Origin of the sequence: Streptomyces sp. NPDC052042, from assembly GCF_044548345.1 — a bacterium.
Classification (GTDB): domain Bacteria; phylum Actinomycetota; class Actinomycetes; order Streptomycetales; family Streptomycetaceae; genus Streptomyces.
Window position 1 is genome coordinate 330,538 of the sequence record NZ_JBIUBU010000003.1, and the last position, 13,315, is coordinate 343,852.

Annotated in this window: 12 protein-coding genes and 5 tRNA genes; 13 read left to right on the plus strand and 4 right to left on the minus strand. The window is 70.4% G+C overall.

Features of this window, described 5'->3' with window-relative positions:
- Positions 1 to 3,070, minus strand: a 3,070-nt coding sequence (locus ACIHCL_RS08805; protein ID WP_399858644.1) for a nitrate- and nitrite sensing domain-containing protein, incomplete at its 3' end; no start/stop codon positions are given.
- 576 nt (positions 3,071 to 3,646) lie between these two features.
- Between ACIHCL_RS08805 and ACIHCL_RS08810 the strand changes: the two genes are divergently transcribed.
- From ACIHCL_RS08810 to ACIHCL_RS08850, 9 genes are all read left to right on the plus strand, one after another.
- On the plus strand, positions 3,647 to 3,835 hold the full coding sequence (locus ACIHCL_RS08810) for a hypothetical protein (RefSeq protein WP_399858647.1): 189 nt from the start codon (positions 3,647 to 3,649) through the stop codon (positions 3,833 to 3,835).
- A 106-nt stretch (positions 3,836 to 3,941) separates the two neighbouring features.
- Entirely contained in the window at positions 3,942 to 4,718 is a 777-nt protein-coding gene (locus ACIHCL_RS08815) for a fumarylacetoacetate hydrolase family protein (RefSeq protein WP_399858649.1), read from the plus strand.
- Entirely contained in the window at positions 4,711 to 6,186 is a 1,476-nt protein-coding gene (gene gltX / locus ACIHCL_RS08820; RefSeq protein WP_399858653.1) for a glutamate--tRNA ligase, read from the plus strand. The genes ACIHCL_RS08815 and gltX overlap by 8 nt, the downstream gene beginning before the upstream one ends.
- Positions 6,187 to 6,444: 258 nt before the next feature.
- Positions 6,445 to 7,164, plus strand: coding sequence for an HAD family hydrolase (locus tag ACIHCL_RS08825; RefSeq protein WP_399858655.1), 720 nt, complete (start codon positions 6,445 to 6,447; stop codon positions 7,162 to 7,164).
- 88 nt (positions 7,165 to 7,252) lie between these two features.
- Positions 7,253 to 7,324 (plus strand) — tRNA-Gln (locus tag ACIHCL_RS08830).
- A gap of 26 nt (positions 7,325 to 7,350) precedes the next feature.
- A tRNA-Glu gene (locus ACIHCL_RS08835) sits at positions 7,351 to 7,423 on the plus strand.
- Between the two features lie 60 nt (positions 7,424 to 7,483).
- Positions 7,484 to 7,556 (plus strand) — tRNA-Glu (locus tag ACIHCL_RS08840).
- Positions 7,557 to 7,568: 12 nt separating this feature from the next.
- Positions 7,569 to 7,640 (plus strand) — tRNA-Gln (locus tag ACIHCL_RS08845).
- A gap of 18 nt (positions 7,641 to 7,658) precedes the next feature.
- A tRNA-Glu gene (locus tag ACIHCL_RS08850) sits at positions 7,659 to 7,731 on the plus strand.
- 305 nt (positions 7,732 to 8,036) lie between these two features.
- On the opposite strand, the gene ndgR is transcribed toward ACIHCL_RS08850, so the two are convergent.
- On the minus strand, positions 8,037 to 8,753 hold the full coding sequence (gene ndgR, locus ACIHCL_RS08855; protein WP_376685104.1) for an IclR family transcriptional regulator NdgR: 717 nt from the start codon (positions 8,751 to 8,753) through the stop codon (positions 8,037 to 8,039).
- Between the two features lie 174 nt (positions 8,754 to 8,927).
- On the opposite strand from ndgR, the gene leuC reads away from it, so the two are divergent.
- The 4 genes from leuC to ACIHCL_RS08875 all read left to right on the plus strand — a co-directional run bounded on the left by leuC (position 8,928) and on the right by ACIHCL_RS08875 (position 12,070).
- Complete coding sequence (gene leuC / locus ACIHCL_RS08860; RefSeq protein ID WP_399858658.1) at positions 8,928 to 10,355, plus strand: 3-isopropylmalate dehydratase large subunit; 1,428 nt, start codon at positions 8,928 to 8,930, stop codon at positions 10,353 to 10,355.
- 3 nt (positions 10,356 to 10,358) lie between these two features.
- Positions 10,359 to 10,952: a 3-isopropylmalate dehydratase small subunit gene (leuD, locus tag ACIHCL_RS08865; protein WP_399858660.1), complete on the plus strand. Its 594-nt coding sequence runs from the start codon at positions 10,359 to 10,361 to the stop codon at positions 10,950 to 10,952.
- A 104-nt stretch (positions 10,953 to 11,056) separates the two neighbouring features.
- On the plus strand, positions 11,057 to 11,284 hold the full coding sequence (locus ACIHCL_RS08870) for a hypothetical protein (protein WP_335938682.1): 228 nt from the start codon (positions 11,057 to 11,059) through the stop codon (positions 11,282 to 11,284).
- Positions 11,285 to 11,428: 144 nt separating this feature from the next.
- Positions 11,429 to 12,070, plus strand: coding sequence for an HU family DNA-binding protein (locus ACIHCL_RS08875; RefSeq protein WP_399858662.1), 642 nt, complete (start codon positions 11,429 to 11,431; stop codon positions 12,068 to 12,070).
- A 275-nt stretch (positions 12,071 to 12,345) separates the two neighbouring features.
- Here ACIHCL_RS08875 and ACIHCL_RS08880 read toward each other — a convergent pair whose 3' ends face one another.
- Both ACIHCL_RS08880 and cofC read right to left on the minus strand, forming a co-directional pair.
- Positions 12,346 to 12,549, minus strand: a complete 204-nt coding sequence (locus ACIHCL_RS08880) for a hypothetical protein (protein ID WP_399858664.1) — start codon at positions 12,547 to 12,549, stop codon at positions 12,346 to 12,348.
- 10 nt (positions 12,550 to 12,559) lie between these two features.
- Positions 12,560 to 13,243: a 2-phospho-L-lactate guanylyltransferase gene (gene cofC / locus ACIHCL_RS08885; protein ID WP_399858975.1), complete on the minus strand. Its 684-nt coding sequence runs from the start codon at positions 13,241 to 13,243 to the stop codon at positions 12,560 to 12,562.
- Between the last annotated feature and the right edge of the window lie 72 nt (positions 13,244 to 13,315).

Consider the following 13,315-nt stretch of genomic DNA (forward strand, 5'->3'; position numbering starts at 1 on the left):
GGTCCTGGTGCTGTCCGAAGTCGGGGCGGGCGAACTGCGTGGTGTTCGCCGGGTCCTGCGACGGCCCGTCCAGCGGGGACTGCCCCTGCGGGGCGGGGGCCGAGAAGTCGGGACGGGCGAACTCGGCGGTGGAGCCGGGGCCCTGCCGCTCGTCGTCCAGGGAGGGCAGCGGGGCGAGCCGCGGATTTCCGGGCAGCTGGAACTGGCCGGTGGTCTCGGGCTCCTCGTGGCCGCGCGGGGCGTCCAGCGGGGACGGTGCCCCGGCGCCCCAGCCGGCCGCCTGCGGACGCTGCGGCAGGGAGGTGCCCCCGGGCAGCTCGGCGCGCGGGCCACCGACCGGAGGAAGCTGACGACCGGGCGCGGCCTCACCGCCGCCCCGGCCGAGCGGGTCCTGCGGGGCCTGGTGCGGGTGCGGCGCCTGCGGCGGCTGCCACGCGGCCAGGTCCGGCCGGCCCTGCGGGGCCTGCGCGTCCTGGCGGTTGTGACCGCGGCGGCTCTCGTCGAACAGGTCGGGTCCGGCCGGCTCCGTACGTCCGGCTCCGCCACCCTGGCCGCGGGCGCCCAGGCGGGCACCGTTGCCGAACGCGCTGGCGATACCGCCGCCCTGACGCGGCGCCGGGCGCGAGGCGTCCTGCGGACCGCCATCCGGCAGGAACACGTCCGGCCGGCCCTGCTCGTCCGGCGAGCGGCGGGGCCCGCCGTCCCGTGTGGGCAGCGCCGCCCGCGGGCCGGAACCCGCGGAGACCTGGCCGGGCGCGCCGCCCTGGACTGCTTCGAGCCGGCCCGCGGGCGCCGCGGGGGCGCCGCCGGGACGGGAGCCACCCGTGCCCAGCGCGACACCCGGGGCGGACTGCTGACCCGGTCCCTGGCCGGGGGCCGGGCGGCTGCCGCCGTGCGCCACCTCGACCGGCAGCATGACCAGCGCGGTCGTGCCACCGGAGTCGGAGGGGCGCAGCTGGATCCGGATGCCGTGGCGCAGCGACAGGCGGCCGACCACGAACAGACCCATGCGGCGGGAGACGGACACGTCCACGGTGGGCGGCGAGGCGAGTCGCTCGTTGATCGCGGCGAGGTCCTCGGGGGAGAGGCCGATGCCGGTGTCGTGGATCTCGACCAGCACCCGGCCGTCGGGCAGCGCGTGACCGGTGACCCGGACCTTGGTCTGCGGGGAGGAGAACGACGTCGCGTTCTCCAGCAGCTCGGCGAGCAGGTGCACCAGGTCGTTGACGACCCGGCCCGCGACCTCGGTGGCGGGCACCGCGGCCAGCTCGATCCGCTCGTACTGCTCCACCTCGGAGGCGGCGGCGCGGAGCACGTCGACCAGCGGGACGGGCCGGGTCCAGCGGCGGCCCGGCTCCTCGCCCGCGAGGACGAGGAGGTTCTCGCCGTTGCGGCGCATGCGGGTCGCGAGGTGGTCGAGCTTGAAGAGCGAGGACAGCTGGTCCGGGTCGGCCTCGCGCGACTCCAGTTCGGAGATCAGCGAGAGCTGACGCTGGATGAGGCCCTGGCTGCGGCGCGAGAGGTTGGTGAACATCGCGTTGACGTTGCCCCGGAGGAGCGCCTGCTCGGCGGCGAGCCGGACCGCCTCGCGGTGCACCTCGTCGAAGGCCGCGGCCACCTGGCCGATCTCGTCCCGCGAGTGCACGCCCACCGACTCGACCGAGGTGTCGACGTCCTGCGGGTCGGAATCGGACAGCTGCTTGACGAGCTCGGGCAGCCGGTCCTGGGCGACACGCGTCGCGGTGTCCTGGAGCCGCCGCAGCGAACGGATCATCGACCGGGCCACGACGAACGCGCCCACCAGCGAGACGCCCAGCACCAGCAGGATGAGCGCACCGCTGATGATCGCTTCGCGCTTCGACTCGTCGCGGAGCTCGCGGGCCTTGCTCTCCATGTCACCGAGGAGGGTGGCCTCGATGGTCGTCATGGCCTGGAGCTTGGTGGAGCTCTGGTCGTACCAGTCCATGTAGGAGCGGCGCGCGGTGCCCTTCATGCCCGTGGGGCTGTCCAGCACCTTCTTCGCGTAGGTGTTGGCGGCCTTGATCTCCGGGTTGCCGTCGTCCAGCGTGGCGGTCAGCTCGGCCGCGTTGTTGCCGGTGGCCGCGTAGACCGCCGCGAAGGAACGGCGGGCCGCGGTCTCCTTGCGCAGCGCCGCGCGGCCGAACTGCTGGTCGTTCTGGTCGAGGTGCGGTTCCTTGTCGCCGACGGGCAGGGCCGCGGCGATGATCGCCCGCTGGATCGACGCGTACTCCTTGGCGGAGGAGAAGGCCGCCAGCGCCCGGGTCCGCTTGATCATCTCCGAGTTGCTGGTGGCCTGGGCCATGTCCTGCGAGAGGCTCAGCAGTGAGGTGATCAGCTGGCTGTACTGGTCGACGGTCTGGAGGCTCGGAGCGCCCTTGGCGTACGCCGTCTTGCGGATGTCGCGGATCTCGCCGAGCTGGCTGGCGATCTGGTTGACGCTCGAATAGATGCCTTCGAGGGCCTCGTCCCCGGAGGGGTCGCCGATGGAGGTCGTCGCTTCGAGGAAGGCGGCCTGCGCCTTGTCGGTCTTCTCGCGCGGGACGCTGACCTTGTAATTATTGGCGTCCCCGCCGTGGGACAGCGGACCGGCCGAGCTGTCGCGCTCCACCTGGAGCGCCTGGGCGAGCGAGGTCGCCTGCATGGTCAGCTTGGTCAGCAGCTGCATGTGGTCCAGCTGCTGCATGTCGTTCATGGACTCGTTGATCCGCAGACCGCCGAGCGTGGTCGCCGCGACGACGGGGAGCGCGAGCAGGGAGACCAGGCGCGTGCTGATGCGCCAGTTGCGCAGGGCCATGCGCGACCCCGTGCCGGAGGGCTCCCGGGACTTGGACGACGCGCTCGGCTCGCCGCCGCCGCTGCCGTCCGTCGCGGAGCCGCCGGGGCGCCCGTCGTCGGCGTCGCCGGCTCTGGCCGGCCCGGGGCCCTGGGCGTGCTGGGGCGAGGAGCCGCGGTCGGTCCCGCTCTGCGGCTCCGGCTCCGCCGCGCCTTCCCCTCGGCTCTGGCGGGCCTGGGGAGACCCCGTGCCTTCCCTCTTGAAACGTCCCTGCACTAGCGTCGCAACCTCTGGACCAGGCGCCCCTCCGCGCGAGGCGGCGGGACGGTGTCGGCGTCGTGGGGCGAGATATCCGCCCCTGTCGGTCGTGAGTGACCGGCGCTCTTCCCCCTTTCCGCCGCCACTCGGCGCTGCTTGCGCCCTGCGCGCCGGCTGTGAACCTGCGGCGGTGCGTGGAATTCCAGCACAGTGCCGGATCTCCAACAAGGGCCCCGTGTCAGGGCGGGACGCGGGTGACCCGTTGTGATGACGAGATCACCAGTGGTGGAGGGTGATCGTGGACAAAACGGAATATTGATCATCAATGGGTTGGCAGTCCGGGGTGTCCCAGTCGACATGATCAGGAGAGGAATGGTTATTTTGGTCCGGTTATGTCTGTTTTGCCTGGGGTCATCGCATGTCTGAAATGCGTCATTTATTCCTGCATTGGTGAGCAAACTCACACAGTGCCCGGTGCCTTGAGTGGGCTTTCCGCGGGAACTCGATGTTTAGCCTGACGTTTTACAGGGATGGCACATCCGACAATCGGCGCCCCTCCGGGCGGCGCCCGTACCGACAGGGCCCCAGCGACAGATGAAGACGACGAAGACGCTCCGCATCACCGCCAACCCCCGGCGCACCACCCTGATGCACCTGAAGGACATCGGCGAACTGCCGACGCCGGAGTGGCCGGAGCACCCCGTCACGCTGCCCTCCCAGACGGCCAACCCCCGGCGCACCATCCTCATGGAGGCCCCGGTCCAAGCCGCGACCGCCGAGTAACCGGACCGCGGCCGCCGGAAGGATCAAGCGTGGCCGCCCCCCTCGCCCGAGTTAGCCTGGAGCGTCAGTCTTCAGCCAGCCAGCAAGTGAGGGGCGACAGCATCCCGTGCGCATCGCCAGGTTCTCCATCGACGGCAATGTCGCCTTCGGTGCCGTCGAGGGCGACGGTCCCGACGGGCTCGTCCTCGACATCATCAAGGGCATCCCGTACGCCGACTTCGAGCTCTCCGGCACCAAGGTTCCGCTGAGCAAGGTTCGCCTCCTCCCGCCGGTGCTCCCCAACAAGGTCGTGGCCGTCGGCCGCAATTACGCCGAGCATGCCAAGGAGCTCGGCAACGAGGTACCGGACCTCCCCATCGTCTTCTTCAAGCCCACCACCTCGGTGATCGGTTCCGGCGATGCCATCGAGTACCCCTCGTTCTCGAACGAGCTCCACCACGAGGCCGAACTGGCCGTGGTCATCGGCCGCATGTGCCGCGAAGTGCCGCGCGAGCGCGTGAAGGACGTCGTCTTCGGCTACACCTGCGCCAATGACGTCACCGCCCGCGACGCCCAGAAGCGAGAGAAGCAGTGGGCCCGGGCCAAGGGCTTCGACACCTCCTGCCCCCTGGGCCCCTGGGTGGAGACCGACCTCGACCCCCGCGATCTGACCATCCAGGCCACGGTCAACGGCGAGCAACGACAACTCGGCCGAACGAGCGACATGGTCCGCTCCATCGAGGATCTGGTCGTCCACATCACGGAAGCGATGACGCTGCTCCCGGGCGACGTGATCCTCACCGGAACCCCCGCGGGGGTCGGCCCCCTCCATGTCGGCGACGAGGTCGCCGTCACCATCGAAGGCATCGGCACTCTCACCAACAAGGTGATCAAGCGTGGCTAACGCACCTGTACGCGTACGTTTCTGTCCCTCCCCGACCGGCAACCCCCACGTGGGCCTGGTCCGCACCGCCCTGTTCAACTGGGCCTTCGCCCGGCACCACGGCGGCACCCTCGTCTTCCGCATCGAGGACACCGACGCCGCCCGCGACTCCGAGGAGTCCTACGAGCAGCTCCTGGACTCGATGCGCTGGCTCGGCTTCGACTGGGACGAGGGCCCCGAGGTCGGCGGCCCGCACGCCCCGTACCGCCAGTCGCAGCGCATGGACCTGTACAAGGACGTCGCCGAGAAGCTCCTCGCGGGCGGCCACGCGTACCGCTGCTACTGCACCACCGAGGAGCTCGACGTCCGCCGCGACGCCGCCCGTGCCGCGGGCAAGCCGTCCGGCTACGACGGCCACTGCCGCGACCTCACGGCCGAGCAGATCGCCGCGTACGAGAACGAGGGACGCACCTCCATCGTCCGCTTCCGGATGCCCGACGAGACGATCACCTTCACCGACCTGGTCCGTGGCGAGCTGACCTTCCAGCCGGAGAACGTGCCGGACTACGGCATCGTCCGCGCCAACGGCGTCCCGCTCTACACACTGGTCAACCCGGTCGACGACGCGCTGATGGAGATCACCCACGTCCTGCGCGGCGAGGACCTGCTCTCCTCCACCCCGCGCCAGGTCGCCCTCTACAAGGCGCTCATCGAGCTGGGCATCGCCAAGGACGTCCCCGCCTTCGGCCACCTCCCGTACGTCATGGGCGAGGGCAACAAGAAGCTCTCCAAGCGCGACCCGCAGTCCTCCCTCAACCTCTACCGCGAGCGCGGCTTCGTGCCCGAGGGGCTGCTCAACTACCTGTCCCTGCTCGGCTGGTCGATCTCCGAGGACCGCGACATCTTCTCCGTCGAGGAGATGGTGGCCGCGTTCGACATCAAGGACGTCAACGCCAACCCGGCGCGCTTCGACCTGAAGAAGTGCGAGCACATCAACGCCGAGCACATCCGCCAGATGGACGTGCAGGCGTTCACCGAGGCGTGCGGCCCCTGGCTGAAGGCACCGTTCGCGCCGTGGGCCCCGGAGTCCTTCGACGCGGAGCGGTTCGCCGTGATCGCCCCGCACGCGCAGACCCGCGTCACGGTCCTCTCCGACATCACGGCCAACGTCGACTTCCTCTTCCTCGACCAGCCGGTGGACGACGAGGCGTCCTGGAACAAGGCGATGAAGGAGGGCTCGGACGCCCTGCTCGTCACGGCCCGCGCCAACCTGATCAACGCCGAGTGGAACGCGGACGCCCTGAAGAACGCCGTCCTCACCGCCGGCGAGGAGCACGGCCTCAAGCTCGGCAAGGCCCAGGCCCCGGTCCGCGTCGCCGTCACCGGCCGCACGGTCGGCCTGCCGCTCTTCGAGTCCCTGGAGGTCCTGGGCCGCGAGAAGACCATCGCCCGCATCGATGCGGCCCTGGCGAAGCTGGCCACGGCGTAACGCGGTTCCCGGTCACACGTTTCGTCCCACTCGATGGGGTGGGTGCTCGCTTCGGAGCGCCCACCCCATCGGTGTCCGACGGCCCGCGGCCTCGCGGTGCGGGCCTGGCCGCAGTCGAGGCCGCCGGTCCTCGGCCACGGGCGCGGGGGATCGGGGCCGCGGGGCACGCACGGTACGGTCCGGCCGCCCGGCGCGTCGTGGGAGCCCGGTATCGGGAAGCACGGGACGGCGGGGGCCCGGCCGGGTAGGTTCGGGGGCATGGTCATCCGAGCCGTGCTGTGGGACATCGACGACACGATCTTCGACTACACCGGCGCCGACCGCGCCGGCATGCGCACACACCTCGAACAGGTGGGCCTGCCCGACGGATACGGCTCCGTCGAGCAGGCCCTCGTCGCGTGGCGGGAGATCACCGACCTGCACTGGGCGCGGTTCGCGGCCGGGGAGACGGACTTCCCGGGGCAGCGCAGGGACAGGGTGCGCGCATTCCTCTCGCGCCCGCTGGACGACGCCCAGGCCGACGGCTGGTTCGACCGGCATGTGGCCCACTACGAGGCCGCCTGGTCGCTCTTCCCGGACGTGCTGCCCGTCCTGGACCGGCTGTCCGGTCGGTTCCGGCACGCGGTGCTGTCGAACTCCAGCATCCGCAATCAGGACCGGAAGCTGCGCTCACTCGGCGTGCGGGACCGGTTCGAGGCCGTGGTGTGCGCCGTGGAGCTCGGCATCTCCAAGCCCGAACCGGGCGCCTTCCACGCCGCGTGCGACGCGCTCGCGCTGGAGCCGGGGGAGGTCGCGTATGTGGGCGACGAACCGGACATCGACGCCGGTGGCGCGGTCGCGGCGGGACTCATGGGCATCTGGCTGGACCGGTACGGCCGTGGTGGGCGGCCCGAACTCGTCAGCATCAGCGGGCTCGATCAGTTGCCCGGGCTGCTGGCGGGCGAAACCCGTTTTGGAGCGTCGGACACCTTCAGGTAATGTTCTTCCTGCGCCGCCCGAGCGGGACGAAAGATCCGGACGGGAAGCGCAAACGGAATAAAACCCCCCACAAGGGGTTGCATTCCGGTGGGCTATGGTGTAATTGGCAACACTACGGTTTCTGGTACCGTCATTCTAGGTTCGAGTCCTGGTAGCCCAGCGCAGAAATGCAAACGCAGGAAACAAGCCCCCGTTGTGTAGCGGCCTAGCACGCTGCCCTCTCACGGCAGTAGCGCCGGTTCGAATCCGGTCGGGGGTACAGATCCTTCCCGCGAGATCGTCAGGGTCGCACCCACGATCTCGATGCAGGATCGCTAGGGCCCCCGTTGTGTAGCGGCCTAGCACGCTGCCCTCTCACGGCAGTAGCGCCGGTTCGAATCCGGTCGGGGGTACAGGTAACACTGTGGGCTATGGTGTAATTGGCAACACTACGGTTTCTGGTACCGTCATTCTAGGTTCGAGTCCTGGTAGCCCAGCGCAGAAATGCAATGCAAGCCCCCGTTGTGTAGCGGCCTAGCACGCTGCCCTCTCACGGCAGTAGCGCCGGTTCGAATCCGGTCGGGGGTACAACAGCAAGGCGCAGAAGGGTCCTTCACCTCGGTGAAGGACCCTTCTGCTTGTGTGTGGGGGGAAGTCGAGCCGGTTGTACGCCGCCCGGCGCTGTTGTGTCACGAGCGTGTCGCCGCGTCATGTCCCAGGATGCCGGGGGGACTTGCCTGCCCGCGCCGCCGTACCGGGGTTCGGTACGGGAGGCCCGGCGCCGGGCAATGGGGCACGGGAGGCTTGACGGGGCCGCCACGACGCTGGGGCGGCCGGGAGAGGGGTGCGCGAGGAAGCGCGCCAAGGAGCGAGCGGGGTGGGGGCGTACGGCCTCAGCCGTTCCGGCGCAGGGCCTCGCTGAGCCGTGCCGCCGAGTCGATGACCGCCTGGGCGTGCATCCGGCCCGGGTGCCGGGTCAGCCGCTCGATGGGTCCGGAGACCGAGACCGCGGCGACCACGCGGTTGGACGGGCCGCGGACCGGTGCCGAGACCGAGGCCACCCCCGGCTCGCGCTCGCCGATCGACTGGGCCCAGCCCCTGCGCCGGACGCCCGAGAGAGCCGTCGCCGTGAAACGGGCCCCCTGGAGGCCGCGGTGCAGGCGCTCCGGCTCCTCCCAGGCCATCAGGATCTGGGCCGACGAGCCGGCCTTCATGGTGAGCGTGGAGCCGACCGGCACGGTGTCCCGCAGGCCGGACAGCCGCTCGGCCGCCGCCACACAGATCCGCATGTCGCCCTGGCGCCGGTAGAGCTGCGCGCTCTCGCCCGTGATGTCACGCAGATGTGTGAGCACCGGTCCCGCCGTCGCCAGCAGGCGGTCCTCGCCCGCCGCTGCCGCCAGCTCCGCCAGCCGGGGGCCGAGGATGAAACGGCCCTGCATGTCCCTCGCCACCAGACGGTGGTGTTCCAGTGCCACGGCCAGTCGATGGGCCGTGGGCCGTGCGAGCCCGGTCGCCGCGACCAGTCCGGCGAGGGTGGCCGGACCGGACTCCAGGGCGCTCAGAACCAGAGCTGCCTTGTCGAGAACGCCGACGCCGCTAGAGTTGTCCATACGACGATACTCCCGTCTCACTCTGTGAAACGCAAGTTCAATTTTCCGAGGAAGTTGCCAACCTGGTGAGACGGCCGTACAACGGCCCGCCGCCACCGCCCCGCTCGGGGGTCAGGACGGTGGCGCACGGCATCTCTAGTTGGGCCGGCGACGACGCCGGCCGGAGGGAAAGCGATGGGTAGGACACTCGCGGAGAAGGTCTGGGACGACCATGTCGTCCGGCGCGCCGAGGGCGAGCCCGACCTCCTCTTCATCGATCTGCACCTGCTGCACGAGGTCACCAGCCCCCAGGCCTTCGACGGCCTGAGGCAGGCCGGCCGCCCGGTGCGGCGCCGCGACCTCACCATCGCGACCGAGGACCACAACACCCCGACCCTCGACATCGACAAGCCGATCGCCGACCCGGTCTCGCGCGCCCAGCTGGAGACGCTGCGCAAGAACTGTGCGGAGTTCGGGGTGCGGCTGCACCCGCTGGGCGACGTCGAGCAGGGCGTCGTGCACGTGGTCGGCCCCCAGCTGGGCCTGACCCAGCCGGGTACCACGGTCGTGTGCGGCGACTCCCACACGTCCACGCACGGCGCGTTCGGCGCGCTGGCGTTCGGCATCGGCACCAGCCAGGTCGAGCACGTCCTGGCCACCCAGACGCTGCCGATGGCCCGCCCGAAGACCATGGCGATCACCGTCGACGGCGAACTGCCCGACGGCGTCACCGCCAAGGACCTGATCCTCGCGATCATCGCCCGGATCGGCACCGGCGGCGGCCAGGGCTACATCATCGAATACCGCGGCTCCGCCATCGAGAAGCTCTCGGTGGAGGCCCGGATGACTATCTGCAACATGTCGATCGAGGCCGGCGCCCGGGCGGGAATGATCGCCCCGGACGAGACCACCTTCGCCTATCTGAAGGACCGCGACCACGCCCCGCGGGGCGAGGACTGGGACGCCGCCGTCGCGTACTGGAAGACGCTGCGCACCGACGACGACGCGGTCTTCGACGCCGAGGTCGTCATCGACGCCTCCGAACTGGCGCCGTTCGTCACCTGGGGCACCAACCCCGGCCAGGGTGCGCCCCTGTCGGCCAACGTCCCCGACCCGGCTTCGTACGAAGACGCATCGGAGCGGTTCGCCGCTGAAAAGGCCCTGGAATACATGGGGTTGACCGCCGGGCAGCCGCTGCGCGACATCAATGTGGACACCGTGTTCGTAGGTTCCTGCACCAACGGCCGGATCGAGGACCTGCGCAACGTGGCCGCCGTCCTGGACGGCCGCAAAGTCGCCGACGGCGTACGGATGCTGGTCGTCCCGGGCTCCGTCCGCGTCGCTCTCCAGGCCGTCGAGGAGGGCCTGGACAAGGTCTTCACCGCCGCGGGTGCGGAATGGCGGCACGCAGGCTGCTCGATGTGCCTCGGCATGAACCCCGACCAGCTGGCCCCCGGTGAGCGCTCCGCCTCCACCTCGAACCGCAACTTCGAGGGCAGGCAGGGCAAGGGCGGCCGTACGCACCTGGTCTCCCCGCAGGTCGCCGCCGCCACCGCCGTTCTGGGCCACCTGGCCTCGCCCGCCGATCTGTCCGAAGCCCGCACGCCCGCCGGAGTCCGATAAACCATGGAAGCTTTCACCACGCACACCGGTCGGGCCGTCCCGCTGCGCCGCAGCAACGTCGACACCGATCAGATCATTCCCGCCCACTGGTTGAAGAAGGTCACCCGCGACGGCTTCGAGGACGGGCTCTTCGAGGCATGGCGCAAGGACGCGGACTTCGTGCTCAACCGCCCTGAGCGCAGCGGCGCGACGGTCCTGGTGGCCGGCCCCGACTTCGGCACCGGGTCGTCCCGGGAACACGCCGTGTGGGCGCTGCAGAACTACGGTTTCAAGGCCGTCATCTCCTCGCGGTTCGCCGACATCTTCCGCGGCAACTCGCTGAAGAACGGCCTGTTGACCGTCGTGCTCGACCAGGAGACCGTCGACGAGCTCTGGGCCCTGACCGAGGCCGACCCGACGGCCGAGATCACCGTGGACCTGGAGGCCCGCCAGGTCCACGCCGAGGGCATCACGGCGGACTTCGAACTCGACGAGAACGCCCGCTGGCGCCTGCTGAACGGGCTGGACGACATCAGCCTCACCCTTCAGAACGAAGCGGACATCGCGGCGTACGAGGCGGCGCGGCCGGCCTTCAAGCCCCGCACACTCAACGTCTGAGCAGCCCGTTTCCCCGACTGCGCCCCCTGCCTCCCGGCGGGGGGCGCAGTCGCTTGTTGAGACCCTGTCGGGCGACAACTCGCCTCAGATGGCACAATCGGTGCATGGGACGCGACAGCCAACTCAAGCTTTACGGGCAAGTCGCCGACCGGCTGAAGGAAGCGCACACCAGAGTGCGTGCACTGCAAGTCCCGGAGGGCGTACGGATGGCGCTGTCCCGGAAGCTGTTGGTCATCACGGCCGCGGCTAAGCACGATCTCCCCGATGCGGCAAGGCGTCTGGACCGGTTGATGAAGGACCTCGATGAGGGCCGATTCCCCGAAGGCGAGTGACCTCCGCGGAACAACGCGGCGGTCGACTTCGTTGCGGCACTAGGGTGATTAGCCCGTTTCGTGTTTGATTTGCGGTATATATCTGCCTAACGTGCGAAAACGCTTGAACACTTTCGTTCTGGCAATGTCTCCGAAGGGGAAGACGTGAACAAGGCGCAGCTCGTAGAAGCGATTGCCGACAAGCTCGGCGGCCGTCAGCAGGCCGCGGACGCCGTCGACGCGGTGCTCGACGCGATCGTCCGTGCGGTCGTCGCGGGAGACCGGGTCTCGGTCACCGGCTTCGGCTCGTTCGAGAAGGTCGACCGCCCGGCCCGTTACGCCCGCAACCCGCAGACGGGCGAGCGGGTGCGGGTCAAGAAGACCTCGGTGCCGCGCTTCCGCGCGGGCCAGGGCTTCAAGGATCTGGTGAGCGGCTCGAAGAAGCTCCCCAAGCACGACGTGGCCGTGAAGAAGGCGCCCAAGGGCAGCCTCTCGGGCGGACCTTCCACCCGTACGACGGCCAAGGCCGCGGCCAAGAAGGCTGCCGCGAAGAAGGCCACGGCGAAGAAGACCACGGCTGTCAAGAAGACGACCGCCGCCAAGAAGACCACCGCGAAGAAGACCACCGCGGCGGCCAAGAAGACGGCGGCGGCGGCCAAGAAGACCACGGCGGCTGCGGCGAAGAAGACGGCGGCTGCGGCGAAGAAGACCGCTCCGGCCAAGAAGGCCACGGCGAAGAAGGCGCCCGCAAAGAAGACCACCGCGCGGAAGACCACGGCGAAGAAGGCCACCGCTCGGAAGAAGTGAGGCCGAGCAGCGCAGGCCGCTCAGACGCGCCGGGCCGGGCTCCTCTCGGGGAGCCCGGCCCGCGGGCTGTCACGGGGCCCGCGCCCGTCGTGGGGGAGTGCGCCGCGGCCGTTCGGTGCGTCCGCTGCGCCCGGCCCGGAGGCAATGACAGGCCCGGAGACGTCGATGGGCCGGGAGACGCCGGTGCGTCCGGAGGGCCGGGCGACGGCGGTACGGAACGCCGGTGGGGCGATCCGGGCGGCAGCCGGGGCCGGTCGGTGAGCGGCGGCACCGGGTCAGAACGTCTGCAAGGTCACCAACGTGATCCGCAGCTCCGCGCCCTCGCCCGTCCCCTCGATCCGCACCCGCTGTCCGGGGCGCAGCAGCCGCAGGCCGCCGGCGTCGAAGGCCCGTGCGTCGAACTCCACCGGGGTGCCGTCGTCGAGGAGCACACTGCCGGTGCGGGTCTCGGGATCGTACGTGTACGCGGTCGCCTGCATGGGCGGCAGCCTATCGGTCCGCCGACGCGGCCCCGGCGGCCCAGCATCCCGCCGTCCGCGGGCCGACGCCCAGGCCGAGCGCCGCGCACAGGTCCTCGCCGGTGTCCACGTCCTGGCGCACCGAATCGATGCCGGTCAGGGTGATTTCGACCGCTCCGGAGCCGAGGTGCCGGGCCCGGGAAGAACCGCTGAAAAGCGGACGCAATTCCACCCCGGATGCGGCCGACAGGAATGTCGTCCCGATTCCTGCCGCATCGGTGACAAACGCCCGGGGGAAAGCTGTGGAGAATTCGAGCACCCGGGACAATTCGGCGGGGCGGAGTGCGGGGAGGTCCGCGTTGAGCGCGGCGACGGCTGCCCCCGGCCGCCGGGCCCGCACCGTCCGCGCGCCGTGCGCCAGGGCGGCGTTGAGCCCCCGGCCCGGCTCGTCGGGCACGACGCCCGCGCCCAGCCCCGCGAGCGCCGCACCGGCCTCGGGGTCGTCCGTGACGACCACCACATCCCGTACCGCCGGGCAGGAAAGGGTGGCGGCCACCGTGTCCTCGGCGAACGCGAGAGCCAGCCGCGGACGCAACGCCTCGCCGGTCGTGGGCGTGAGCCTGCTCTTGGCCAGGGCCAAGAGCTTCAGCGGGACGATCAGGGTCCAGTGACCGGTCGGGTCGGTGTTCGTGGCGCTCTCCCCCTTGCTGCGGATCGCCGCCTATTCTCGCCTGCCGGCGCGAGAACCCGCGGCGTCGGCCCCGAAAACGGGGCGTACGGTGTTCTC